The sequence below is a fragment of the Chryseobacterium jejuense genome (genome assembly GCF_900100075.1).
GTDB lineage: Bacteria > Bacteroidota > Bacteroidia > Flavobacteriales > Weeksellaceae > Chryseobacterium > Chryseobacterium jejuense.
Genome location: NZ_FNEG01000002.1, coordinates 557,533 through 583,865 on the forward strand (window position 1 = coordinate 557,533; position 26,333 = coordinate 583,865).

At 36.6% G+C, this 26,333-nt stretch carries 18 protein-coding genes and 1 pseudogene; 4 read left to right on the forward strand and 15 right to left on the reverse strand.

What is annotated here, in order from left to right:
- Positions 1-142: 142 nt before the first annotated feature.
- Positions 143-349 (forward strand): hypothetical protein, encoded by a 207-nt coding sequence (locus tag BLS98_RS08125; protein ID WP_089735341.1) that lies wholly within the window; start codon positions 143-145, stop codon positions 347-349.
- A gap of 49 nt (positions 350-398) precedes the next feature.
- On the opposite strand, the gene BLS98_RS08130 is transcribed toward BLS98_RS08125, so the two are convergent.
- Both BLS98_RS08130 and BLS98_RS08135 read right to left on the reverse strand, forming a co-directional pair.
- On the reverse strand, positions 399-752 hold the full coding sequence (locus BLS98_RS08130) for a DUF2207 domain-containing protein (RefSeq protein ID WP_089735343.1): 354 nt from the start codon (positions 750-752) through the stop codon (positions 399-401).
- Positions 753-782: 30 nt separating this feature from the next.
- Positions 783-1,502 (reverse strand): glycine-rich domain-containing protein, encoded by a 720-nt coding sequence (locus tag BLS98_RS08135; RefSeq protein ID WP_089735345.1) that lies wholly within the window; start codon positions 1,500-1,502, stop codon positions 783-785.
- A 114-nt stretch (positions 1,503-1,616) separates the two neighbouring features.
- Here BLS98_RS08135 and BLS98_RS08140 point away from each other — a divergent pair, with 114 nt between their 5' ends.
- The 3 genes from BLS98_RS08140 (at position 1,617) to BLS98_RS08150 (ending at position 4,260) form a co-directional block, all read left to right on the forward strand.
- The gene (locus BLS98_RS08140; protein ID WP_089735347.1) at positions 1,617-2,513 is read left to right on the forward strand and encodes a hypothetical protein; all 897 of its coding nucleotides are present in this window, start codon (positions 1,617-1,619) and stop codon (positions 2,511-2,513) included.
- Between the two features lie 152 nt (positions 2,514-2,665).
- Positions 2,666-2,872 carry a hypothetical protein gene (locus tag BLS98_RS08145; RefSeq protein WP_089735349.1) on the forward strand — a complete coding sequence of 69 codons (207 nt, stop codon included), beginning with the start codon at positions 2,666-2,668 and terminating at the stop codon, positions 2,870-2,872.
- A 161-nt stretch (positions 2,873-3,033) separates the two neighbouring features.
- The gene (locus tag BLS98_RS08150) at positions 3,034-4,260 is read left to right on the forward strand and encodes a DUF6051 family protein (protein WP_089735351.1); all 1,227 of its coding nucleotides are present in this window, start codon (positions 3,034-3,036) and stop codon (positions 4,258-4,260) included.
- 109 nt (positions 4,261-4,369) lie between these two features.
- On the opposite strand, the gene BLS98_RS08155 is transcribed toward BLS98_RS08150, so the two are convergent.
- The 13 genes and pseudogenes from BLS98_RS08155 to BLS98_RS23785 all read right to left on the reverse strand — a co-directional run.
- Positions 4,370-5,113, reverse strand: a complete 744-nt coding sequence (locus BLS98_RS08155; protein WP_089735352.1) for a LytR/AlgR family response regulator transcription factor — start codon at positions 5,111-5,113, stop codon at positions 4,370-4,372.
- 57 nt (positions 5,114-5,170) lie between these two features.
- Entirely contained in the window at positions 5,171-5,443 is a 273-nt protein-coding gene (locus BLS98_RS08160) for a 2TM domain-containing protein (protein WP_089735354.1), read from the reverse strand.
- A gap of 21 nt (positions 5,444-5,464) precedes the next feature.
- On the reverse strand, positions 5,465-5,755 hold the full coding sequence (locus BLS98_RS08165) for a 2TM domain-containing protein (RefSeq protein WP_089735358.1): 291 nt from the start codon (positions 5,753-5,755) through the stop codon (positions 5,465-5,467).
- Positions 5,756-6,121: 366 nt separating this feature from the next.
- Positions 6,122-6,691 (reverse strand): methyltransferase family protein, encoded by a 570-nt coding sequence (locus BLS98_RS08170; RefSeq protein WP_089735360.1) that lies wholly within the window; start codon positions 6,689-6,691, stop codon positions 6,122-6,124.
- A gap of 89 nt (positions 6,692-6,780) precedes the next feature.
- The gene (locus BLS98_RS08175; RefSeq protein WP_089735362.1) at positions 6,781-7,089 is read right to left on the reverse strand and encodes a 2TM domain-containing protein; all 309 of its coding nucleotides are present in this window, start codon (positions 7,087-7,089) and stop codon (positions 6,781-6,783) included.
- A complete protein-coding gene (locus BLS98_RS08180) occupies positions 7,076-8,407 on the reverse strand; it encodes a 2TM domain-containing protein (RefSeq protein WP_089735365.1) in 1,332 nt (443 codons plus the stop codon). The genes BLS98_RS08175 and BLS98_RS08180 overlap by 14 nt, the downstream gene beginning before the upstream one ends.
- A gap of 203 nt (positions 8,408-8,610) precedes the next feature.
- Positions 8,611-9,267, reverse strand: coding sequence for a hypothetical protein (locus BLS98_RS08185; protein WP_089735367.1), 657 nt, complete (start codon positions 9,265-9,267; stop codon positions 8,611-8,613).
- A 48-nt stretch (positions 9,268-9,315) separates the two neighbouring features.
- On the reverse strand, positions 9,316-11,562 hold the full coding sequence (locus tag BLS98_RS08190; protein WP_089735369.1) for a TonB-dependent receptor: 2,247 nt from the start codon (positions 11,560-11,562) through the stop codon (positions 9,316-9,318).
- Positions 11,563-11,764: 202 nt separating this feature from the next.
- Positions 11,765-12,667 carry an AraC family transcriptional regulator gene (locus tag BLS98_RS08195; protein WP_139166089.1) on the reverse strand — a complete coding sequence of 301 codons (903 nt, stop codon included), beginning with the start codon at positions 12,665-12,667 and terminating at the stop codon, positions 11,765-11,767.
- 66 nt (positions 12,668-12,733) lie between these two features.
- Positions 12,734-13,948, reverse strand: coding sequence for a TCR/Tet family MFS transporter (locus BLS98_RS08200; protein WP_089735373.1), 1,215 nt, complete (start codon positions 13,946-13,948; stop codon positions 12,734-12,736).
- Positions 13,949-13,982: 34 nt separating this feature from the next.
- Positions 13,983-14,705 carry a thioesterase II family protein gene (locus tag BLS98_RS08205; RefSeq protein WP_089735375.1) on the reverse strand — a complete coding sequence of 241 codons (723 nt, stop codon included), beginning with the start codon at positions 14,703-14,705 and terminating at the stop codon, positions 13,983-13,985.
- Between the two features lie 59 nt (positions 14,706-14,764).
- Entirely contained in the window at positions 14,765-15,526 is a 762-nt protein-coding gene (locus BLS98_RS23780; RefSeq protein ID WP_449384768.1) for a thioesterase domain-containing protein, read from the reverse strand.
- Positions 15,527-15,538: 12 nt separating this feature from the next.
- Positions 15,539-26,332, reverse strand: a pseudogene (locus tag BLS98_RS23785) (amino acid adenylation domain-containing protein); the annotation flags it as partial.
- Between the last annotated feature and the right edge of the window lies 1 nt (position 26,333).

Sequence of the window (26,333 nt, forward strand, 5' to 3'; positions counted from 1 at the left end):
GAGCAATACTTAGTGATATATAAAGCCCGAAGCAACTTTTGTTTCGGGTTTGTTTTTTTTAAGAAATAATTTCTGAAAATATTTTTGTAACGTATTGAGAATTGTCATACTTACTGAGTAAATAACAATAAAAAATACCATTATGAAAACAACTACAAAAAATCAGTATGCTTATGCCAACAATATTTTAATCGCTTTGGTATCTGCTATTTTTGGCTACAATCTTTATCAGACCATTGTACATCCGGCTGAATCCAATATTGGCCTAAGTCTTATTCTGGTGGTTCTTACCTCTATTATGGTCAGAAAATATGGTTATAAGCAAGTAAAAGATAAAGAAAACAATTAATCACAATATTTTATATAAAGCCCGAAGCATTTTGTTTCGGGTTTGTTTTTTATTGTTTAAGTTTATCATTAGATGTCCAACTCATCAATAAAAATGCAATAATCAACTCTGCAATTAATATCATAGCTAAGAATCCAATTGGTTTTCCCAACATGATTCCCCGGATCAGTTTGACAATTCCCAAACAGCCAATACCCATTAGAAAATAAAAAGTTGTTGGTGAAACTCTTCCCCCTACCGATTTTACGATAAAGATTGAGCCATAAAACCCCAGTACCAGAATTAAATAGAATTTCAGGAAATCTGGTCCCTTCAGTGTTATCGGATTGAGTGTCTGATATTCAGCAATAAGCCATATACCACTTATTACAACCGGTATAAAATGAATGATTAGCTTTTTCATGATTGATTTTTATTTTTTTTATTATTCTTTTTACCCGCCACATCCTCCGCAACCGCCACATCCCCCACCGCAGCCTCCGCCACAGCTACTTCCGCCACTGCAACTGCTTCCGCCACTACTTGAATCAGTATTTCCGCCATTATTATTTTTACCCTTTTTAATGGAAGAGATGATTCCCCCAAAAATGATAATTCCTACGAAGGAAAAGAAGATAGAACTGATTGTTGTTATCACCTCTCCAAGGCAGGAAGTAAGCAGCAGAATGAGCATCAGGAATGGGATAAACTTCCATATTTGCGATTTGTTTTTTGTTTTTTCAGCATTGTTTCTATTCAGCCAAATATCCTCAGGAGCTTCAGACTGGAAAATATCCCGATAACTTTTTAAGGTGTCTGTAAACCAGTTCTGATGTTTAAGCTTTTCATTAAATCCTCCTTTTGATGGATGGTGATGCAAGGGCCTTTTTAAAATATTCGGACAGAAATCTTCCCAGTAACTTTGGGTGTAAATTAAATGCAGGTGCCAGACTTTATCCACAATTTCACTTGGAGAAGCTCCTTTGGGAAGGATGCAGCAGAGGTAGACAAACTTTTTATATTCTTCAATAGCTTTTCTGGTAAATTCCAGGCTCCAGTTCTCTTCTTTTGCCAGTTTTTTCGAAAAAGGGAAATCGGCATCGGAAGCATCCAGTGAAAATCCCTGGATTCTGTTCCAAAGGGACTCATCTTTTAATAACATTCTTGTTTCCATTGTTTTTTCTTTTGTTTTTCTACTCAAATTTCAATGGATTTCATAATATAAAAGTCGTTCAAAAATCTTATTTGGTTTGATAAAAATCTTAAATTAGTCTTACAAAATCAAAATATGAAAAAGGAAGATATTCTGCATCTTGAAAAGCTGATGACTTTTTTAAGTCGGCATTTTTTAAAGAAAAATCATTGGGAAGATGTTACCAAAACCGAATGGTCGTACATCTGTGCTGAACTTAATGAGCTCATCATTGCTGAGCATTCGGAAAAGGAAATAAAGAAAAATCCCGATCTTCTGGGGACCAATTATCTTTATGAACACCTGATTATCAATAAATTGAAGAAATTCAGTCAAAATGAAAATGCTATTTTAAGCAGGCCGAATCTTGCAAAATTAAGTTTGATTGTCAAGGTTTTAGGATACTCCAATTATATTGATTTTATCAATTCCAATACGGAATCTTTCAACTTTAATGATCTTAAGATTGACATGAACAATGTGAATCAGAATACAGCCCTTTTAGACCGTCTTGTAGGCTGTTGGTATTCATATAACAGAAATCTTCCTGAAAATCCCATACAGGCCCGGGAAGACAGGATATGGCGTTCTGCTATGGAAATCTACAAGTCTGAAACCACTGGAGAGTATTTTATAGAAAGAAGTGGCGGGGATCACCATAAATATTTCGGAAAAGTAACGGCATATTCCGATTATATTTTTATCATCATGAACAGCAATACTTTTATCCGGCAAAGACACTTTATATCAAGAATAAAAGATAGCAAGGAAAAGCTCAAAAACCCAGATTATAAGCTGCATGAGCTTCACTTTATCAGCACCTGTATCAGCTTTAACCAAGAACCTATTGCCCTGTTTGAAATCTTCCGGAAAGCTGACAGAAAAAGTTTCATTTCGGATTCTATCAGCTTCCCAATCGACAGTGATGAGATTCCGGAATCTATTCTTAAACAGCTTGAGGATACTGAGTCTAACAGGATTGATTATAGGTAAACGAGGTGCGGAGTACGAGTTTTCGAGGTGTGGGGTGCAGGATGAAGTACAGTTTTTAGGAGTGGGGAAGATATTTTTTATTTTTTGAAGTTTTTCTGTAACGTATCCTGAATTGTCATACTTACTGAGTAAACAACAATAAAAGATATATTATGAAAACTTCTACATTCAACAATCAGTTCGCATCTGCCAACAGTGTTTTAATATGGGTTGTCTCTATGCTTTTAGGGTATCATATTTACCAGGAAATCTACCATCCGGAAAAATCAGATCTTTTTATTTGTGTTATTCTGGTAGCGCTTACTTCAGTAATGGTTCAGAAATATGGAACCATTACCGATGGAAAAAAGAAAATATAAACATCATCATCTATTCACCATATCTACCCGAAGCAAAATTGTTTCGGGTTTATTTTTATTTGTCTTATGCCTGGAATACTTTTAGCCTTTAAAAATCAATACTTTACTGCAATAATTGCCTAATTTCATTGTTCTAAATATGAACCCTCAATGATCTTGCTATGGAATATTATGAATTGTATGAAGTTTTGAAAAGGCATTTTGATTCCAGAAAAGAGATTGTGGAAATCAGGGATTTGAACATAACCATTGAGTCTATTCCTTTTGAATCTAAGGTTTCTGACCTTCTTCATGGTTCTGAGAATACGGATTGTCTTAACCACAATCAATCATTAAAAATCAATGAAAATGCCTATCAGGTATATCATCAGCCTTCAATAGATATCAAAGATTTTGATATTGAATGCAATAAAAAGTTTGAGTATCATATTCTTAAAAGGGCTGATGTAGAAACAGCTGATGGCTGTATTATCTTTTTCCATGGGCTGAATGAGAAGAAATGGGATAAGTATCTTCCATGGGCTTATGAGTTAGCTCAGAAAACCCGTAAAGCGGTTATGCTATTTCCGATTGCCTTTCATATGGATCGTGCTGAAGCAATATGGAGCGACCGTCATCAGATGACAGAAATTGTTAAGTTCAGAAAGGAAAAATATCCTGAAAACACTCATTTTTCTTATGTGAATGCTGCCACAAGTTCCAGACTGGAAGCTCACCCACAACGAATTTTCTGGTCAGGATTACAAACCTATTCAGATATCATTGAAGTAGTGAAGGAAATTAAAGCCCACAAGGTTAAAAGTATAGCTCCGGATGCAAGCCTTGATTTGTTTGGATATTCAATAGGCTCATTTCTTTCCATGATTATCAAAATGGCTGATCCACATGGTTTTTTCACTGCATCCAAAGTTTTTTGTTTTTGTGGCGGCATGACCATTGACCGGATGTTTCCGATATCCAAATATATTATGGATTCCCAGGCTACGATTAAAATGCAGTCTGTTTTTACAGAGTTATTAAGTTCTGATTTTAAATTTGATAACAGGCTGAAACATTATCAGGATGATGAACTTCATCCACAAGAAAGCTGGTTTAAAAAAATGCTGCGATACAATTATTTCCAAAGAGAAAGAGAGGAAAGAATTCATGAGATTCAGTCTCAGATCAAAGCTTATGTTTTGGAAAAAGATAGTGTTGCACCTCCCATGGAAGCCTTAAACACCCTGCAGGGTGGCTACAGAAATATCAATGTAAGTGTTGAAATAAAGGATTATCCTTTTGATTATTCTCATATGGTTCCTTTTCCGCTGACGCATAAGCACAAGACTGAAATAACAGAAGCTTTTCATCAGTTTACAAAATCTGCCAGTGATTTTTATTCCCGGTAAATCAGGCTGAAAAAATGGAGAGGAGAAGTCTGAAAAGAAGTAAAATGAGGTCCATGATTCTGTTTTTTGGTGATTAGTGATGTGGGCTTTGTGGAAATAACTTCTCAGTTTAACTTACTAACCAGTCTTTGAAGTCTTTCACCCGGTCCCTGCTTACGGTTATTTCCTCTTGGGGCTGAAATTCGAGATCTACTTTGTAGTAAGGTGAGGTATGAATGTTTTTGATATAATCAGAATTGATAATAAATTGCCTGTTAACACGGAAAAACTTTTTTTCGTCCAGAATTTCCGCCAGTTCATCCAATGTAAAATCTGATGGATAGGAACGATCATCTGTCTGAAGATACACAATCTTATTCTCACTGAAAAAACAACTTATTTCCTGGGTCTGAACAATTTTCAGGTTGTATCCTATTTTTACTAAAACCCTTGAAAGAATAGATTTTTCTTTTCTTATCAGCTGCTTGATATCCTGAGATCCGATGTCATTATTGGAAGGAAGAAAAGACTTGAATTTCTCAATAGCTCCTGAAAGATCTTCTTCAAGAATTGGTTTCAACAGGTAATCTATACTATTTAATTTAAAGGCTTTTAGGGTATACTGATCAAATGCTGTTGTATAAATGATAAATCCTTTGGTAGGAATTTTTTCAAAGATATCGAATGACAATCCGTCTCCAAGAACAATGTCTGAAAAGATCAGCTGTGGATGCTCATTTTCAGAAAACCAGGCAACCCCCTCTTCTACAGATTCTATTTTAGTAACCACCTCAATATCAGGAAAATTACTCAACATTCTCTCTAATTTCCTTGAAGCTGGTTTTTCGTCTTCGATAATAACAGTCTTAATCATTGAGCTCGTAGTTTTAGTTTTAAAATTTGGAAATAAAATTAGGTAAAATAATCAGATTTAAAAATCTATCGTTTTTTTATTTTTTTCGGCTTCTTTTTCGATGATTCCTTTTTCCCATTCATCGTTAAATATGAATAAAGAGGTTGCTTTCATCACCAGAATTAATGCCCAGATACCCAAAAATAAATGTCCACCAAAAATTTGATAACGCAATTCATCATTAAACCAGTCGTTCCCGATAATAATTGCTGATATAATTCCAAACCACATTAGGTTTTTATAGAATTTTTTCACCTTCTGAACTCTGTTGTACGCACTGTTATAATCCATGATTTATTGTTTTTAAAGTTATTATAATGTTTTCATTTTTCCTTTCTCTTCCTCCATCAGTTCTTTGATCTTCTTCTCTTCCCAGCTTTTCCCAATTCCGAATACTGTTACAGCATGAAATGCTATTCCTATTCCCCATCCCAACATTGGCCATAAGAACCATAAATGGCCTGGAGACGTCATAAGGTTCAAAAAAGCTAAAAAGGGAATTACGATACAGTAAGAAGTAAGGTTTCCGTAGAATTCTTTCAATTCTTTTACTCTTTTAGCGGCTCTTTCGTAAGCAGTTGTTTCTTTATTAAAGGTTTCCATCTTTTTAATTTTTAAAGGTTAATTTGTTTTTCTTGAGTCAAATGTATGGCGGAAAAGACCCTCCAATCAATTTTATATGACCGAACGGTAGATTATGCTTCCCGAGTGGTAAAAAACACAGATGAAATGAATTCTTATTGATTTGAAATCTGGATTACTTTGAATACTGATTGTTGGAAAACGCAAGGGCGCAAAGGAATAAAAAAGAATGGTGGGCTAAGACGCAAGAAAATCAAAGATTTTCAGCTAGTGTATATTTTAATGAAATATTCTATGTGTCTATGTGGTTACAAAAAACTAAACCACATAGGCACATAGCCTTATAGACAAGATGTTAGAATAAAAATAATTCTATGGTAAGGAAATTTAGTAAAGAAACGGGATGAGTTTTTTTGTTGTTTTTCTATATTCTATGTATTCATCACCAAATTGTTCTACGAGAGCCTGTTCTTCAATTTTAATTCTGTAGGCAAAAGCTAAAAACGGAGGTAAAAAGGCTAAAACAAGCGACAGCCAGTTATTAAGGTACAATCCAAGTCCCAATGAGGTAAGCAGGGAAAAGGCGTAGGATGGATGCCTCAAATATTTATAAAAGCCTTCTTTTTTGATCTTGTGGTCTTCTTTAATGGTAACATCCACTGTAAAATATTTCCCTAAAGATCTGATAATGATAAATCTGAAAATAATCCCAATAATGATAAGCGCTTCTCCTAAATACATGATCCAGCTTTCATGGGTAATGGGCAATGTTGATAGATTAGAAATGGTTACGGCTGCTACAATTGAAAAAGGAATAGCCAGCCATAGAATATTAAGAGTAGATTTGTCCTTTCCTTTTCTATCATCTTTACCGGATTTCAGCATGTTTTTATAAAGAAACTCACTGAGAAACCACACAATCATAGATAGTATGTACAGAATTTGTAAAGCTTTCATTTTGATGATTATTTAAGGTGTTTTTAGTTGAAAAGTCAAAGAAAATCAAGAGATTTAATTAAGTTTTTGAATAAAAGCAGTCTTTTATCCTACAAATCTTTCTTCTCTTTTTCTATCAGTTCCCGGATCTTTTTTTCTTCCCAATTATGTAAATAACCGCTTTTTGAGAGAAAAATAGTAGCTGCATGGGCCAACAATCCAATACCCCAGAATGTGAGTGTAAAGAAATTTTTGAACTCGAAATAGCTTTCCCCAGGTTTCAGATGGGTATAATTGTAAAAAACAATCAATACATTCACAATAATATAGACAAATAAATGGGCATAAAAACCTCTTAACTTCTCTACATATCGTTTTGCTTTCTGATATTCAATATCATTTTCGTCAAATTTTTCCATCGTTATTATTTTTTTGATTATTCATAATTTCACGAATCTTCTTTTCCTGCCAGGATTCTCCAACTCCAAAAACCTGAAAAGCATGAGAAGCTACCCCAATTCCCCATCCAAATACCGGAAACCAAAACCAATGAAATGAGCTTTTGGTAAAAAAGTTAATAAAGACTAAAAAGGGAATTACAATACAGTAAGAAATGAGATTAATATAGAAATCCTTGATTTCCTTCATTCTCTTCTGGGCTTTCTTATACGCTTTAAGATCATCATCTTGTTTTTCATTGACAATATTAGGTTTATTAATCAGCATCGGAAGTTTTACTTTAAAATAATCTTCAGATTTTTCAATGAAAACATTCCTTTTGGTAAGCAGAGAATAACGTTGTACAATATTAGCCAATCCAATTCCAGAGCTTTCTTTAATCTGCTCTCTTACCTGTAAATTATTCTCAATGCAAAGGATATCATCTTTTGAAAATATTCTGATGACCAATGGCTTTGATGAAGTGGCAAAATTGTGCTTGATACAGTTCTCTAAAAGAAGCTGCAAAGACAATGGTACAACATATTTTCGATAGTCTTCTTTCGTAACATCAAAAATAAAATCAACGCTGTCTTCGAACCTTGTTTTTAAAAGATCACAGTAGGTTTTTGCAAATTCTATTTCATCTTCCACGGTTACCAACTCTTTATCTTTCTGTTCAAGTACATAACGGTAAATCTTTGACATTGAAGCGGTAAACTTCTGTGCCTGATGAGGGTTTTCATCAATTAATGAACTTAAAACATTTAAAGAATTGAAAAGAAAATGAGGGTCCAGCTGATTTTTTAAACTTTCAAATTGTGCATTAGCAGACTTTGCAATGAGTTTCTGTTCTACCACTTCTTTTCTGGAGGTCTTCTTCAGCTCCTGCATAAAGCTCTTTGCATGGAGAAAAGCAGAAATAAGCAATGCTATATTAATGGTAAACCAATTGGCAAAATTATATTCTCCGGAAAAATATTCTCCTGTTGTAGCCGCTTTTTGGATGATTACAAAATTGATGTAATTACAAAAATAGACCAATATGATATTGACAATAATAACGGAAATAATACTTATCACCGCTCTTTTGGACATATCTTCAGACCAAGGGAACCTTTTATTAAGAAAGGTATTGAGGGCTCCATTCCCGCCTCCCAAAACAAAAGCATACATCAATGAAATGAGTATGGTTAATCCAAAGTTTTCCAGATTTTTCTCTTCTGTAAATGCAAAAAAGAAAAACATAGAGACTAGGAATGAAATCCAAAGTATGGTAATAATATTCTTACGTTTCATGATACGTTTTCTTGATTCAAAATTAGCTTTTATTAAAGGTATCAAAAATTATTTCTTACCGAAGGGTTAGTTTTTACTACTGAACTGCACCATTTGATAATGGGTTTTTAAAACTATCATAATATATGTATAGCGTTCTTTCTATATCATGCATGGTGCTAAACGGCATAAAAAAACCTTCATGCAGTGAAGGTTTTTTTCTATTATTTGTTTTCTACAGGTAAGCTTAAGAAATATTCAGCTTCTCCTCTGCCCCAGTTCGGATCTAATGCTGTTTTAGGTTTATAAGCATTAAATTTTGCGAGCGCATCTTTAAACATTTCTATTCCTTTACTTTTACTCCCGCCATACTGTTCAGGGGTAAAATAGATATCTTCTGCTTTAATAAGCGCGATTCTCGGATTGGCAGGTTCAAGCTTTTCAGCTCTAGTGAGTTCTTCAGATGCTCTTGCTCCGTCTGTCATAAAGCGTTGTTGCGGATTAACCATCATTCTAAGTGAATAGGCCATTTTTTTCAACAAATGGATCTCTGCATTATCAGCTCCGGCAAGACTTTGAGCAGTCCCCAGATATTTTTCTGCCTGTGCTGCTACTCCATCCAAATCCTGCATATTTCCATTTCTCATCATAATTCTTCCTTTTTGAATCTGAGACAATGCAGCATAGTATGGTGGCAGCCATTGTGAGCTTTCCTTACTTCCTATTCTCTGGAAATCATTAGACAGGGTCTGAAAGTCTTCCGGGGTTTTGCAAGATTCTATTTTGGTGATTTTTTCAGACATTATTTTTTCATAATCTGTCTGTGCAAAAGCAGTTAAACTCATTAAGCCTAAAGCAAAACTTAAAAGGTATTTTTTCATGATATCAAATTTTAAAAGTTAGTATATTATGTATTCGAAGTTATGTTTTTATAAGTTATTATTAATCGCATCCTCTGTTTTATCTACTCCGAAACTTATAAAAGCTCCTATAAAAACAAAGGTATTAACTGGTGGAACTACAGCCGAGCTTCTTGACCCATTGGCTGAAAAGTTATATCCGTATATATTTTTAGATCCAAGAACATTGGAAATACTTAATACAAATACAGGAAATGCTTTCGCCTCTTTTTTTCCTATTGCAGGAAGATAATTGAAACTGATGTTTAAAGCATTGTAGTCTTTCAACCTCCCTTCATTTCTTGTATAATTGAATGCTTCTCCATTTTTTATTTCGGTGGCAATATCATAATAAGGGCGGCCTTTAGCATAGGTATAGGATAAATTTACGCCCAGTTTCCATTCCGGAATAAATCTTTTGACAACTGCTGAAAGGGTATGTTCTGCTGCAAAACCTGGTTTTAAGCTTGCCGGATAATTGATGAAGTCTCTTTTGGAGTCCAGAAAGGAGTACGTTAACCAATAATCTATATTTTTAAACGTCTTTTTGTTATCTCTCCAAAATAGTTCTAGCCCTTTTGCATAACCATAGCCATCATTGTTTAGGGCTGTCTGAACCTGCTGGTTTTGTTCTTTTCCAGGAAGAATATTAAATGTTTTGATGAGCTGGTCATATTTTTTGTAAAAAGCCTCAAAACGCAGACTTCTTCCTTCTGAACTTCTTAGTAACTGAAAAATATAATGTTGCGACTTTTGAAAATCCAGATTAGCTGGTCCATTAATGTACTTGCTTTCAGGATTCTGATAAAAAATTCCATAGGCGATGTTAGTGGTCCATTTATCAGCAAGACGGTATGCCAGCGCAAAGCGTGGTGCTATATTACTTTTGCCAAGATAAGATGAGTTTTCTGCTCTCAATCCGATCTTTGCAGACAATGCGTTACTGAATCCAAGATCTGTTTCTATAAATGCAGCTGAAATTAAATCTTTATAATTTTTCTGAACACTTTCAAAGTTTAGGTTTTCATCGGTATTATTGAGTTCAAAACCACCTCTTAAAGCACTGATTTTGTTAATTTTTCTTTCAAGAACCGTTTTAAAATTAATATAATTTCCATCGGTCAGCAATTTGCTGTTCCTATCTTCCACCCCGTTGGTTTCTGTAGAAAAATTAAGATCTGATTGGTTATAAGAATAGGAACCACTTACATTGAGGAGATATTTTCCAAATTTTTGTCTGAAAGACAGGTTGTGATAGGTTGTTTTCCCTTTTAATCTTACCAATCCGAACTCGTATTCAGGTTCCAGGCTTTCTGTTCTCACTCCCATTTTATTGGAATTATACATTCCGTAATATTTAAAAAATCCTCCCGACTTAGTTTTAAATCTAAAGTTAAAATCACTGTTGAATCCCTGAGGCGCGTCAATAAAATCAGTATTAAAATTAAAAACCTTCTGCATCAGGCTTAAAAGAGAATAACCTGCTGAAGCTCCAAAGGAATAATTTTTTTGAGCCCCCAATTTTTGAAATCCAGCATCTAAAAAGATAGGAGAAACACCCAAATTATAAGAACTCTCATCCGGTAAATCCACACTTTCCAACATCAGAACTCCCGAAAGAGCCTGCCCATACAATGCAGAATATCCGCCACTGGAAAATATATTTCCTTTGAAAAGTGAGGTATTAAACTGATCTCTTCCTGCAATTCCGGGTACAGAATTAGAAAAATAATTATTGATAAGACTTCCGTCCATAAAGATCTTAGATTCAGCCCCTGTACCTCCTCTAATGAACAACCCTCCGGACTCTCCTACTTTCTGAACGCCTGGAAGGTAGGTTAAAGCTGATGTTATTTGTCCATCAGAGCCTGCTGTGGTATAAATATCAATGGGGCTTAATAATGCGGTTGCTCTTTTTCGATCGCTGGCTTCAATTGAACCTGCGGAAACCACTACAGCATCTATTTCACTGATTTGTTCCTTAAGATCAGCATTAACAATAAACCCTTGATTTTCAATGTTAATTACTTTTTCTACGTCTTCGTATTTAGGATGGGTGAAAGTAATCGAATGGCTTCCCTTTTCTGAAGTTTCAAAAGAATAGTTACCTTGTGCATCAGTAGTTGCTCCATCATAAGTGTCTTTTAATGTAACATTTACTTCACTTACCCCTTTATTTTTAAATACAACTCTTCCTGAAATTTTTACCTGAGAATATCCCAGTGTAAAAGCAATCAATGCTATCAGAAGAAGTATTTTATGTCCTTGTGTTTTCATGGTTATTAATTTCTGGATCAAAAATAATATGAAAAAGCCCTCCTGTAAAAAAATTATTACTGAAGGGCATTCTTTTGTTACTGAATGGTAAAAAAGCTTGAAAGCAGGAAGTTACTCTTTGTTGTAAATATTAGTATTCACTATCAAATTCATTACTTTCTTATTCGAACTCCTAGCTCCAGGCCTTTTGACCTGAGTTTAATTACTGGATCGGGATGCAAAAATCCACGATCATTTTCCCTTCAGGATGTTCTTTAAAATTGGAATGATAGATCTCAAACGGAAAGGTTCTCCGTGTGGAGTAATTATGTTCATTCATCCATAAAAATAATGAGACCCAGCATTGCTCAAAATCATTGAGTGTAACTTCACCGCTGCCAATAATAAATTTTCCGGCTTCTATAGTTTCTGAAAATATTTCTCCTGTTGGTTCTTCCAGCTTTCCATCCAACAGCATACAGGCATGAATTCTTACCTTATCCGGCGGTGTTACTTTAAAACTGTCATGATACACAGAAATCATTTTTACATTTTCACGAGGAAATAAGTGTTTCTTTTTCGCCCAGTCTATCAAGACATTGTAAGAAGGTTCTACCCCAGCAATTCCAAGACTCATCACTGCTGCCAGATTCATTTCCGGCATTTCTTTTACTTCGATTTTTAAATTCATTGTTGTCCAATTTAATAGGTTTTCAATAGTGCAAATGTATTGGCTGAAAACCGTATCAATTTGTCCGTTCTTGCTTTGTGTTTGTAAAATCTTGTGAAATACTTTGGGAGCTGATTTACGAAATTCTGACGGTGCTAATCCGTAATATTTTTTAAAGGTTTTGCTGAAAACAGAAGGATTTGAAAAACCAAGATCAAAGTAGATTTCCTTCATCTCGATATTTTTATGCACAGCCAGAAGAAAAGCACTTTTTTCTATTTTTCTTCTGATAATATAGTTCTGAAGGGTTTCTCCTGTAACCAGCTTGAATATTCTATGAAAATGAAACGGCGAATAGGCGCTAACCTCTGCAATTTTTTCCAGCGAGAGATCAGCGTCAAGATTTGTATCGATATATTGTATGGTTTTTACAATCCGTTTTTTGTATTCTTCCAATTCAAAACTGTTGATGAACAAAGGTATCGATCTGAAACAGTATTTAATTGTTTTTTATTGCTATTTTCAGGACTTCTCATTTTTTAGGGCTGCATATACAAAAACACTCCCTATCGTTGCCAAAACAGAAGCAAGGACAAACGGAGCTCCGCTGAAGATGAAAGGAGCATGTCCTGATGTAAAATAAGCAAATATATTGGTCATCAATAAAGGTCCAAAAACTGCGGTAATACTTCCAATGCTTGATAAACCTCCCTGTAGTAACCCCTGTTTGTTATCAGGAACTTTTGATGATATCAGGCTTTGAAGTATAGGAGTGGCCATTCCTCCCAGTGCATAGGGAATGATAACCACAAAAGCCATCCATGATTGATTGATGAGACTAAATAAAAACAAACTGACACAGTAAATGAGCAGACAAATCATTATTGACTTCTTCTGCCCTAGTTTATTAATAAACAATCCTATGAGCAATCCTTGGGATATTACCATTAAAACTCCAAAAAACCCTAATGAATACCCGATCATATCTGCTTTCCAATTAAATTTTTCAATTCCGTATACATTCCATGTACTCTGCATGGCATGCCCTGCCAAAGCAATAAATACAAATGCAAAGATCAGGGAGGGTGCCAGTATTTCTTTTTTAATACTTTTCATTGCACCTATAGGGTTGGCTGTTTTCCAGGAGAATGGTCTCCGCTTACTCTTTTTCAGTGATTCAGGTAAAACAAAAACGCCATACATGAAATTGATAATACTCAATCCTGCAGCAGCATAGAAAGGAATCCGTTCACCATATTGTCCTAATACACCTCCAATTACAGGACCAATAATTAAACCGAGCCCTGCAACAGCACTTATCATTCCAAAATTCTGACTCTTTTTTTCAGGAGTACTTATATCAGCTACATATGCCGTTGCTGTAGTCATACTGGACCCCATAACTCCTGCAATTATTCTTCCTACAAAAAGCCAAATGAGATTGGGAGCCATAGCAAGAATGATATAATCTATTCCAAGTCCCAACAGAGACCATAGTAATAAGGGACGACGTCCATACCGATCGCTAAGACTTCCCAGAATAGGAGCAAATATAAACTGTATGAAAGCGTATATGGATATAAACCACCCGATATATTGTGTTGTAGCGCTTAAATCTCCTTTTGATAATTTTAAAATAAGCGTGGGTAATACAGGAGCAACAATTCCTATTCCGATAATATCAATCAGAATGGTAATGTAGATAAAAACTAATGCGTAATTTTTTTCTTTAGCCATAACATATTGTTCGTTAGTAGTGAATAGAGAATTGCTATTTAACTGTTGCTGTATTCATGAGGTTTTTGATAACCTGCGACAGATAATTGAAATTCTGATTGATGAAAAAATGGTTTCCGTTAACAATCTGACACTCACATGCTGCTTCTGTATACTTGGCCCAGTTTCTTATATTCAGGGCATATTTTTCACTTTTACCCATTACCGCATAAATTGGGGTTTGTATTTTTATATCAGGAGTCTGGTTAGTTTTGTTCTCCAGAAGTCCGAAATCTCCTCTCAATAAAGGCTCAAAAAAGTCTAATAATTCTTCATACTGCATTACCTCATCGGAAATTCCGCCCAGTTTTTTTACTTCAGCAAAAAATTCTGTTTTGGGAAGATCTGCAATAGGCGGAGTATCTTTTATTCCTGGTCCTGGATATCCTGTAGCAACAAAATGTACAGGGGCATCGCTCTCTTTTTCCATAGCGTGGCAAAGTTCAAATCCCAATATTGCTCCCATGCTGTGACCATAAATTAAATAAGGAACATCTTTCTGCCGGGTACGTTTTATCTGTTCCAATACGTCTGCTATAGCTTCCTTTTTATCTTTCAAAGGAGGTTCAGACATTCGGTCTCCTCTTCCCGGAAGCTCCGGAGTTTCTATCTGAAAATAAGCCTGTAATTCTTCTATTAAAGGGCGAAAGGAGTTTCTGTCTCCCCCTGCATAGTGCAATAAAAATATCTGTGGTTTGGATGATGTTATTCTGTTCATAGGTTTTTCTTTTCGTTTTTACATGAAAGCATGGGAGACCGTAATCTCCCATGTCTTTGTTATTTTCCAACGGTTTGATTAATGATATCCAGGATCTGCTCTTCTTTCTCCAACATCATCTGATGCGAAGCTTCAATAGGGTAAACAGAAAGTAAATCTCTGTTGTCTACGATGGAATCTATATTATTATACATTGAATTTTTAATGTGATTATTAAATGATTCATTGAATGTATCTCCGCTCTGCATTGCTTTCAGTAGTACAATCTGGGTTGAGTTCAGATTATTGGAAATAGGTTCTTTAGCAATCGTAAACTCTGCTGACATGAAGTTTTTAGTGGCTATAAAATGACTGTCACCAATCGGAACGGCCAGCCTGTTACTTAATTCTTCATCTGTAGGGAATGAAAGGAAATCTATTAATGTCTGATCTGATGCATACAGAATCGTATCCAGGAGATAGACCTTAATTTTCTGGTGCCCTCTTTTCTCCAATTCAGAAGCGATCTCCAATGCAATATTTCCACCCAAAGACCAACCCAGCAAAATATACTCTTCCTGTTGGGTCTGCTCCTGTATGACATGCATGTGATCCAAATAATAATTGGCCAGCCTGCTAAGATTATCAATTTTCTCTTCATGATACAGATTATAAGAATCTACTCCATAGCAGTCATAATCTGATGTAAGCTGTCCTGCAAGAGACTGATACACTTCACTTCCACCATTTCCGGGATGAATAAGGAAAATATTGGGTTTGTTATTAATTCCGCCCAGCGTGGATATCGTTTTATATTCTTTGCCATAGCTGCCAAGAATCACCGATAATTTGCTAATAGTCCTTTCTTTGAAAATATCCAGGATCTTGATTTGAACATCCAATAATGCTCTTATTCTGCTTATCAGCTTGATAACCATAATACTGTTCCCTCCTAATTTGAAGAAATCATCATGAATGCTTATACTTTCGGAATCAATACCTAAAACTTCAGCATAAATCTCAGCCAGTTGTTTCTGAAGTTCGTTTACTGGAGCTGTATATTCAGTAATCCCTGTAAACTCAGGTTCAGGAAGCTGTCTTCTGTCTAGTTTTCCATTGATGGTTAGTGGAAGCTGTTCAAGATGGACAAAAATATTAGGGATCATATACTCAGGAAGAGTTTCCATTAGGAACTCTGATAGTAACTGTGGATCAATTAAAGGATCAGATACATAATATCCTACCAGGTATTTTATTCCGCCTTTATTTTCTTTTACCAATACAGCGGCCTGACGAATCCCTTCACAGCCTAATAATGTATTTTCGATTTCACCCAACTCAATTCTATGCCCTCGGATTTTCACCTGGAAATCATTTCTTCCCATATATTCAAGATCTCCATTGGCTAATCTGCGTACTAGATCTCCTGTTCTGTATAAACGGCTGTTTTCTCCTCTTTCTTTCTGATTTTCTGTCTGGAATGGATTTACCATAAAACGTTCTTCAGTAAGTTCAGGTCTGTTCAGATATCCTCTTGCAATACCGGCTCCACCAATATACAACTCTCCTACTGCTCCTGTTGGAACAGGACGATATTGGTTGTCGAGAACATATAAACTTGTATTTGCAATGGCTTTGCCAATGTTCAGTGGATTTTTGTCTTCTTTGTAATCATGAAGTGTGATACAAACGGTTCCTTCTGTTGGTCCATATTCATTGATAAGGGTAATGTTCTCAATATTTTTATCAAGAGCCGGGAAGCTTTCTCCTCCAGCATGAATCAGTTTCAGATTTGTTCCACTGTCCACAAGTTCTCTCAACAAGACTGGCGGAATAAAGGAAACCTCTACAGTATTTGCTTTAATATAATCATTAAGATCATGTACTGAAGTTCTCAAATCATTGCTGTACAACCAAAGGGTATTTCCGTTACATAAAGACGGGAATATCTCGTATACAAAGGCATCAAATACATAATTGGAGTATACGCCTACATTCTGATATTTTTCAAGCTGATGAACTTCTGTCATGGCATCAATCAGATTGATAACTCCTTTATGTTCGATCATTACTCCTTTTGGTAGTCCTGTGGTTCCACTGGTGTAGATCACATAAGCTAAATGATCTGAAGATACCTGAGTCACAGGATTATGATGATCTGCTGCAGCCAGTTTATCAACTAATTCTCTGCTGTTCAATGAAATCAGGTTTACATCCAAAGAAACATCACTGAATTTGCTCTCTACTCCTTCATGAATAAGAATAACCTCAGCTCCGGTATCTTTTAAAATATGGCTGATTCTTTCTGCAGGATATGAAGGATCCATCGGAACATAAGCTGCTCCAGCTTTTAATACGGCAAGAATGGCTATCAACATCTCTTCAGAACGTTCAAGGCATAACGGAACCAAATCATCCGGCTGAAGCTTGTATTCTTTGATAAGGTAATTTGCCAATTGATTAGCTCTGTTATTCAACTCCTTATAAGATAATCTTACATTCTGATATACCAAAGCTGTAGCATTAGGTGTTTTGATAGCCTGAGCTTCAATCTGCTGATGAATGGTATTTTTATCCTGGTATGCTTTTCTGTTATCATTCAATCCTTCTGTGATCTGTTTATTCTCTGTTTCTGACAGAAGAGATATCTCTCCTATCTTCAGATTTTTAACATTGGACGCTCCGAATTCTACAATCTGACTCAACAAATATTGATAGGTATCTGCTATACGGCTGATGGTCTCTTTTTTAAATAAAGACGTCGCATAGTTGAAGGTCATCTGTATTCCAGCAGGGCTTTCATTAATCATCGTTGTAAGATCAAATTTTGCTGCCTGATAGTCTATATTACCATCAAAAGGCTGGAAAATAGCTTCTTCTCCTTGAGTTGCAGCCTCTCCGCTATTGCTGGTCTGAATTCCAAACATTACCTGGAAGACAGGATGTCTTGAGGAATCCTGTTCCACCCCTAGTTCTTCCACCAATTTTTCAAATGGAAGATCCTGATGAGATTGGGCTTCTGTTACGGATTTTGATACCTGTAGAATGAAATCTCTGATATCTTGTTCAGAATCAATCTTTTCTCTTAAAACCAAAGTATTAACAAAGAATCCGATAAGATCTTCAAGGCCTGCATAATGACGGTTGGCAATAGGGCTTCCCACGATAATATCATCCTGACCTGAATAGGCAGAAAGGGTAAGATAGTAACCGCTCAGCATCACATTATATAGACTCACCCCAAGGTTTTTAGAGATTTCTTTCAATCCAAGTGCTGTTTCTTCAGGAATATTGAATGCGATGGTATCTCCTTCATAGGAAATTTCAGCAGGTCTGTGGAAGTCTACCGGAAGATCTAAGCTCTGATGGTCATCTAATTTTGTTTTCCAATATTCAATCTGACGATCAAGACGTTCTCCTGTAAGATAGTTTCGCTGCCATAATGCAAAATCCTTGTATTGGATTGTTAATTCAGGAAGTTCAAGCTGTTGTCCTGTCACCTTTGCCTTATAGGCTTCGGCTACTTCTTTCAGGAATATATCGGTAGACCAGCCATCAAAAGCAATGTGATGAATAACCACTGAAAGGTAAGTGATATCAGCTAATCTGAAAATATTGATCTCAACAGGGATCTCTTCTTCCAAACGGAATACTTTATGAGCGCTTCTGTTAACCAATTCCTCCAGTTCTTCTCTACTTCCTGCTTCTATGGTTTTAATTTCCGGAATATGGTTAGTTACCACCTGATAGCCCACTCCATTTTCTGTCGTCAAAATAAAGGTGCGGAGTATTTCATGGCGTTGAATTATAAACTCTAAAGCCTTACATAAGGCAGGAATATTAGTTTCAGCACCCAAGGTAACAATCATTGGAATATTATAAGCACTGCTTCCGCCTTCATAAGATTCTATAAACCAAAGTCTTTCCTGAGCAAAAGACAAACGTTGTTCTTCCGGTGAGCTAACCTCAACAGGGATTATTTCAATGTTCTCAACATCGGTTTCTTCGGTTGTTAATGCTCCTTCCAATAAAGCAATGGTCTTATGGTTGAATACCATTGATACGCTGGTTTGTAATTCCAATTCCTGTTTAATCTTCCCAATAAGCTTAATAGCCATGATGCTATTTCCGCCTAATCTGAAGAAATCATCATGAATACTGATATATTCCGGGTTAATTCCCAATACTTCTCCATAAATAGTACACAGCTTTTTCTGAAGATCATTCATTGGAGCTGTATATTCATTTCCGCCTGTAAATTCAGGCTCAGGTAATAGCTTTCTATCAAGCTTACCATTGATGGTTAACGGCAATGATTTTAAGTGAATAAAAGCAGAAGGAATCATATATTCCGGCAATGTTTCTGATAAAAATGCAGTTAGCTTTTCTATCTCTAATGCTGTATCTGAAACATAGTAGCCGGCAAGATATTTCATGCCATTTGTATTATCCTTAGCCAATACAACAGATTGTCTTATTTGAGGATGTTGAGAAAGTCTGTTTTCTATTTCTCCCAGCTCTATTCTATAGCCACGAATCTTCACCTGGAAGTCATTACGGCCAATATACTCTATATTTCCATCGGCCAAATAGCGAACTAAATCTCCTGTTTTGTATAAACGTGCGTTTTCTCCAGTTTTCTTCTGTTCTGTAGTCTGATAAGGATTATCTACAAATCGTTCTTCTGTAAGGTCTTCTCTGTTCAGATAGCCTCTGGCAATGCCTGCACCACCAAGATAAAGCTCTCCGACAGCTCCTACAGGAAGTAAGCGACCATAACCATCCAAAATATAGGTTGTAGAATTCCCTACAGGACGGCCAATAAGCTGTACATCACCATGCTCCACTTTTTTATACGTTGCATAGATTGTTGCTTCGGTTGGGCCATACAGGTTATAAAGTTGAGTATATTCTGACCAGTATTTACCGGTTTCATAATCACACGGTTCTCCTGCGTACAGCAATCCTTTAAGGTTTGGATATTCTATACGTGGCAATACAGAAAGCATTACAGGTGGTAAATAAGCATAATCAATTTCATGGGTTAACAGGTATCTGCTTATTGAATCTGCATCTTTCTTCGTTTCTTCATCCAAGATATGAAGTTCATTTCCGAACAATAATGTATTGAAAAACTCAGATACTGAAACATCAAAAACATATGAGGTATAAGCTGTTATCTTTTCACCTTCGCTGAAACCGTAAGCTTCTCTTACCTGATCTACTACATTCACTACATTTCTATGTTCAATCATGACTCCTTTCGGAAGTCCTGTAGTTCCACTGGTATAGATTATATAGGCTAGGTTTTCCGGAGTTACCGAAGTAACTGGCGTTTTTGATGACATTCTGTTAACAGCTAACTGTAACTCAAGATCATCAAAGGAAATAACCTCAGCTTTATCCAGCACCTGTATTTTATCTTTTGTACTCTCCTGGCTTATGATGATTTTAGCATTTGTATCTTTAAGAATATGTTCTATTCTTTCTGTTGGATAGGAAGGATCCATTGGAACATACGCTGCTCCGGATTTTAATACGGCCAAAATAGCAATCAGCATATTTTCTGAACGTTCCAGGCATAGTGGAACAAGATCATCCGGCTGAATATCATAAGTTTGAAGCAGATAGTTTGCCAAACGATTGGATCTTTCGTTCAGTTCTTTATAAGTCAATCGGATATCTCTGTAAACCAATGCGATATGATTCGGTGTTCTGGCTATCTGTTCTTCAAATCGCTGATGAAGGGTTGTATTATGTGAAGTATTTAAATCTGCAGAATCATTCCATAAATTCAACAAATCAAAATGATTATCAGCAATATATGAAATACTATTGGAGTCCATATCAGGATCTTTTATGATCTGATCCAGCATCAATTCCATTCCTTTTACCAGCTGCTCCATCGTTTCCGATTCAAAAATAAAGCCTTCATAGTTGATTTTTAGCGTCACACGATCTCTCTGTTCTGAAGCCATTACGCTGAGCGGATAATCCAGCTTTTCAACGGAATCCCTGAAGATAAAACCTAACTCATTATTTCCGCCTCCTTTTGGTACAGGATAATTTTCGTACACAAATAAGCTGCTGAAAATACGGCGTCCATCATGGTGAAGTTCTGCAAGGTTAATATCACTATGGGTATTGAGTTCACTGATCCTGTTTTGGATATCCATCATACGATCTATGACACGTCCTCCTTCATGATTTACAATTAATGGTAAGGTATTGATATACAATCCAGCTGAGGATTCTATCCCGTCAACAGGTAAATTTCTTCCTGAAACGGTGGTTCCTACCACGGTGGTCTGCAATCCGCTGTACAGTTTCAACTGGCTGTGCCATAAATACTGCATTACGGCATTCACCGTTAATCCATGAGCTTTCGTAAGATCTTTCAGGCTATTGTATCTGTCTCCACTCACCAGCATTGTTACCTTCTGATGGTCTTTAATGTGGCGGTAAGTTCCCAGGTCTATCTGTCTTTGGTCTTCTTTTACAAGGCTTTTCAGGTCTTCCTGATCTTCCAGAAGGGTCATATACTGATTCCAAAAGCTACGTCCTGCTTTTTTATTGGCCTGTAAATATTTCTGACTCGCCGCATATGCAGAATCTGCCAACAAGATTGGTTCCTGACCGTGAAGCTGGTGCAGATAAGCATCATGAACACTATTCATAATAACCGGCATACTCCAACCATCCAGAATAGCATGGTGATTACTGAACAGACAGCTGTAATGTTCTTCGCTGCGTTTGAAAATATATACTCTGAAAAGATTTCCTTTAGAAAGATTATATGCTTCCAGACGATCATTATCCGTGATTTTCTGGATCAAATCTTCCTGAGCCTCTTCAGACATCGTACTGATATCTTCGTATCGCCAGTCTAATTTTCCTTCTTTGTCTACGATCTGTACAATTTCTCCATTCCAATCAAATCGGATTCTCAGCGATGGATATTGTGCCTGAGTTAACGCCCAGGAATTTTTAAGTTTATCTGTATTGATTTTAGCCTGATAATCCCACATCAGCTGTACTCTGTAGGCATCATCCGTTTCTCCCTGATTCAGAGCATGGTATACGAATCCTTCCTGCAAGCTGTTCGCAAGATATACTCCTTCTATTTCTCCTTTCTCCTGAATAGCTAAAAGCTGAACATTTTCTACTACATAGTCTACATCTGATACCGTAAGATAGCTTCTGTTTTCTTCTGAAAGGTTCTTAATGATGGCTTCAAGGTTCTGTTTGAAGCTTTCGGCTAAAAGCGTGATCTTTTCATCAGAAAGGTATCCTGAAATTCCGAATCTAAGCTGTCCATCAACTACAGCACCATTAATACTTACAAAATGGCTGTCACGGTTCGAAGCTCCCACTCCGGCACCACTATTTTCAGCTGCAATAAACCATGTTTTCTCTCCAGATGCATCATCCTGGTCAAGCTGACCTAAGTAATTGAAGCTGATCTTCGGTAATTCCCGGTTTGTGTATCCTATCAGGCTACCATAACCAATTCCATTATTCGGAATACTCCTTAAGGATTCTTTGGTTAGAACAACGGTTTCTTTTGTGGATTTTCCTGTTTCCAGCTGAACCGGATACATCGTAGTAAACCAACCCATTGTTTCGGTAATGTCTAACTGACTGAATACTTCCTCACGCCCATGACCTTCCAATAGAATAGCATGACGCTGATCTCCGGTAACTTTAGTAAGAGCTGAAGCTAAAGCAGACAACAGCAAATCGTTAATCTGAGTATGATATACATGATGTACTCCACGAATCAACGTTCCGGTGGATTCTTTATCTAATTGAAGATGACCATGGTGATATTCTTCAGTAATCAGTTTAGATAATGTTGAATTACTTTCCTCAACGGTATCGGCAATATGGTTCCAGTAAGCAATTTCTTGATCTCTGGATTCCGGATTGTCTTTTTTATAGGTTCTGATGGCTTCTACCCATTGGCGGTAGCTGCTTCCTTTCTGAATCTGATAGTTTTCTCCTTTTTCAAGGGTCTGATAGATATTTTTCAGGTCTTCAGTAAGGATTCTCCAGCTCACCGCATCAATAATAATGTGATGGAAAGCAAAGAATACTCTTACACTTCCATCCTGATTGCCATTGATATATCCAATTTGGTATAATGGTCCGTTTTCAATATCGAAATTAGACTGCCAGTCTGTAAATATATTGGCTAGCTCTTCCTGCTTCAGATCAGAAGCATCAAGATACTTAATTTCAGTAACTTTTGGCCCTGTTTTATACTCTTGCGAACGTCCTGTATATCTTAGTCTGAAGGCATCATGCTTCGTTAACAATTGCTCTACAGCCAGTTCAAAAAGATCTTTGTCAAGCTCCGGAACATTGATTAAGAAGGCCTGATTCCAGTGATTGAATTCAGCCAGATAACCGGATTCTTTTTGTTCAAAGAACCATTCCTGCACTGGAAGAAGCGGAACTTCTCCTGTCAGGATTCCCTGTTCAGTAAGAATATTGGCTTCACTACTGTCTTTTTTATTTTCTATTAGTTGGGACAATGAAGCTACCGTTCGGTCAGTAAAGACTTCTTTTACGCTTACTCTTACTTCTAACTGCTGGCGGATCTTCCCTACCAACTGAATACTGATAATACTGTCTCCACCCAATCTGAAGAAATCATCATGAATACTAATCGTCTCAGGGGCGAGTCCTAGAACGTCGCCATAGATCTGGCAAAGCGCAGACTGAAGTTCTGTTTCAGCAGCTACATAATCTTTACCTGCTGTAAATTCAGGTTCTGGTAATGCTCTTCTGTCTAATTTTCCGTTAATGGTAAGCGGGAGTTCAGTCAAGTGAACAAAGGCACCCGGCACCATATATTCTGGAAGAGATTCTGATACAAATTCAGAAAGAAGATTAGTATCAATTGCTGAATCAGAGACATAGTAAGCTGCCAGGTATTTTAAACCTGATTTATTTTCTTTGGCAAGAACAGCTGTCTGGCGGATGCCTTCAAATTGAAGCAAGGTATTCTCAATTTCTCCTAATTCAATTCTATGCCCACGGATTTTCACCTGGAAGTCATTTCTTCCTCTATATTCCAGTTCTCCGTTTGGCAGCCAGCGAACTAAATCCCCTGTTCTGTATAAACGGTTGTTTTCATTTCGTTCTTTTTCTCCTGCTGTCTGGAATGGATTTACCATGAACCGTTCTTCAGTAAGTTCAGGTCTGTTCAGATAGCCTCTGGCAATACCAGCTCCACCAATAAACAATTCTCCTACCGCTCCTACAGGAACAGGGCGATATTGAGCATCCAGAACATACAAAGTTGTATTGGCAATGGCTCCGCCAATGTTTAACGGGTTTTTATCTTCTTTGTAATCGTGAAGGGTAACACATACGGTTCCTTCTGTTGGCCCATATTCATTGACAAGGGTAATGTTTTCAATATTTTTATCCAATGCCGGGAAACTTTCTCCTCCTGCGAAGATCAGTTTCAGACTAGTTCCATTTTCCACAATTTCTCTTAACAGAACCGGTGGGATAAAGGAAACTTCTATAGCATTGGTTTTAATATAATCATTAAGTTCATTTACTGAGGTTCTAAGCTCATTGTTGTATAACCATAAGGTATTTCCGTTACACAATACGGGGAAGGCTTCATACACAAAAGCATCAAATACATAGTTTGAATAGCATCCTACTTCCTGATATTCTTCAAGTCGGTGTGCCTTAATCATTGATATGATGAGGTTTATCACTCCTGCATGTTCAATCATTACTCCTTTAGGGAGTCCTGTTGTTCCACTGGTGTAGATTACATAAGCAAGATTTCGTGAATGAACTTCTGTAACAGGGTTATTAGTCACTTCTGTCTCAAGTGTTGCTTTAAGCGTAACTTCATCGAGGGAAATGACTTCTATATTCTGTAATTTCTCTACTGTACTTTCCTGTGCAATGACCAGTTTTGCCTGAGTATCTTCTAAAATATGTCCTATTCTGTCCACAGGATATGATGGATCCATTGGTACATAAGCAGCTCCGGCTTTTAATACGGCAAGGATGGCAATCAACATATTTTCGGATCTTTCTAGACATAATGGCACCAGATCATCCGGTTTAAGCTGATACTGATGAATCAAATGATTTGCTAAACGGTTTGCCCGTTCATTCAGTTCACGATATGAAAGTTTAACATCATTATAAACCAAAGCTATGGTATCAGGATTTTTTTCAGCCTGATATTCAAATACCTTGTGAATCGTCATTTCTGATGGATAATCTTCCTGTGTGGCATTCCAATGCTCTATCTGAAGTGTTTCTTCTTCTGATATCAATGAAAGATTACCGATTAGAGTATCATCCGGATTATTCTCTATGATCTGATCTAAAAGAAGCTGATAAGAACCTGCCATCCGGGTAATGGTTTCTTCTGTAAACAAAGCTTTTGCATAATTGAACATGATACGCATGTTTTCTCCATCATCATCAATCATCGTAGTCAGATCGAATTTAGCAGCCTTATAGTCTACTTCTCCTGCAAAAGAATGGAATAATACATCTCCTTCACTCGCTTTCAACGCTTTATCAACGCTTTGAAGACCAAACATTATCTGGAAAATCGGGTGTCTTGAAGTATCCTGTTCCACGCCAAGCTCATCTACCAGCTTTTCAAATGGAAGATCCTGATGAGACTGGGCTTCATTAACTGATTTTGATACCTGAAGAATGAAATTGCTGATATTCTGTGCCGGATCTACTTTTTCTCTTAATGCCAATGTATTGACAAAGAAACCGATCATATCTTCAAAACCTGCATGATGGCGGTTGGCAATCGGGCTTCCCACTACAATATCATCCTGACCGGAATAAGCAGACAGCATCAGATAATAGCCTCCTAACATAAGGCTGTAAAGACTTACGCCCAATTTTTGGGAAAGGGCTCTAAGCTTTTCTCCCTGTTCTTTATTCAGGTGGAAATATAGATTTTCTCCTTCATAGGATATTTGAACTGGCCTTTTGAAGTCTGAAGGCAAATCCAGATTCTGGAAATCATCCAGCTTATTTTTCCAATAGCCAATCTGATTTTCAAGACGTTCTCCTGAAAGATAATTACGCTGCCATAGGGCAAAGTCTTTGTATTGAACTTTTATAGAGGAAAGTTCCGGTTCTTTACCTTCAACAAGAGCGTAATAAACAGAGGCTGTTTCTTTTAGGAAAACATCGGTAGACCATCCATCGAAAGCAATGTGATGAATCACGATAGACAGATAAGCCTGCCCAGCCAGCCTGAAGATATTGATTTCTATAGGAAGTTCCTCATCCAGTCTGAACACTTTATTCACGCATTTGTTGATGGAACTTTCTAATTCCTCCTCATTATCTACTTCTGAAACTTTAATTTCAGGAACGAGTTCTGTAACTTTCTGATATCCTGTTCCATTTTCAGTGGTATGAATCATGGAACGAAGTATATCGTGTCGCATTACCACTGTTCTCAAAGATTCCTCAAAAAGAGTAAGCTGAATGCTGTCATCTAACCTTGTAACGATAGGAATATTATAGGCACTGCTTCCGCCTTCATAGGATTCTATAAACCATAGTCTTTCCTGAGCAAAGGATAATCTTTGTTCTTCCGGAGAATTAACCTTGATTGGAACAAGCTCTATC

What these genes read in the sequence shown, in the direction of transcription:
- BLS98_RS08165 (WP_089735358.1), bottom strand. Translation starts at nt 5,755, where the DNA reads ATGGAAACCTTTAATAAAGAAACAACTGCTTACGAAAGAGCCGCTAAA.
- BLS98_RS08185 (WP_089735367.1), bottom strand. Translation starts at nt 9,267, where the DNA reads ATGAAAAAATACCTTTTAAGTTTTGCTTTAGGCTTAATGAGTTTAACT.
- BLS98_RS08150 (WP_089735351.1), top strand. Translation starts at nt 3,034, where the DNA reads ATGGAATATTATGAATTGTATGAAGTTTTGAAAAGGCATTTTGATTCC.
- BLS98_RS08130 (WP_089735343.1), bottom strand. Translation starts at nt 752, where the DNA reads ATGAAAAAGCTAATCATTCATTTTATACCGGTTGTAATAAGTGGTATA.
- BLS98_RS08180 (WP_089735365.1), bottom strand. Translation starts at nt 8,407, where the DNA reads ATGAAACGTAAGAATATTATTACCATACTTTGGATTTCATTCCTAGTC.
- BLS98_RS08175 (WP_089735362.1), bottom strand. Translation starts at nt 7,089, where the DNA reads ATGGAAAAATTTGACGAAAATGATATTGAATATCAGAAAGCAAAACGA.
- BLS98_RS08125 (WP_089735341.1), top strand. Translation starts at nt 143, where the DNA reads ATGAAAACAACTACAAAAAATCAGTATGCTTATGCCAACAATATTTTA.
- BLS98_RS08155 (WP_089735352.1), bottom strand. Translation starts at nt 5,113, where the DNA reads ATGATTAAGACTGTTATTATCGAAGACGAAAAACCAGCTTCAAGGAAA.
- BLS98_RS08140 (WP_089735347.1), top strand. Translation starts at nt 1,617, where the DNA reads ATGAAAAAGGAAGATATTCTGCATCTTGAAAAGCTGATGACTTTTTTA.
- BLS98_RS08135 (WP_089735345.1), bottom strand. Translation starts at nt 1,502, where the DNA reads ATGGAAACAAGAATGTTATTAAAAGATGAGTCCCTTTGGAACAGAATC.
- BLS98_RS08205 (WP_089735375.1), bottom strand. Translation starts at nt 14,705, where the DNA reads ATGAACAGAATAACATCATCCAAACCACAGATATTTTTATTGCACTAT.
- BLS98_RS08200 (WP_089735373.1), bottom strand. Translation starts at nt 13,948, where the DNA reads ATGGCTAAAGAAAAAAATTACGCATTAGTTTTTATCTACATTACCATT.
- BLS98_RS08170 (WP_089735360.1), bottom strand. Translation starts at nt 6,691, where the DNA reads ATGAAAGCTTTACAAATTCTGTACATACTATCTATGATTGTGTGGTTT.
- BLS98_RS08160 (WP_089735354.1), bottom strand. Translation starts at nt 5,443, where the DNA reads ATGGATTATAACAGTGCGTACAACAGAGTTCAGAAGGTGAAAAAATTC.
- BLS98_RS08145 (WP_089735349.1), top strand. Translation starts at nt 2,666, where the DNA reads ATGAAAACTTCTACATTCAACAATCAGTTCGCATCTGCCAACAGTGTT.
- BLS98_RS08190 (WP_089735369.1), bottom strand. Translation starts at nt 11,562, where the DNA reads ATGAAAACACAAGGACATAAAATACTTCTTCTGATAGCATTGATTGCT.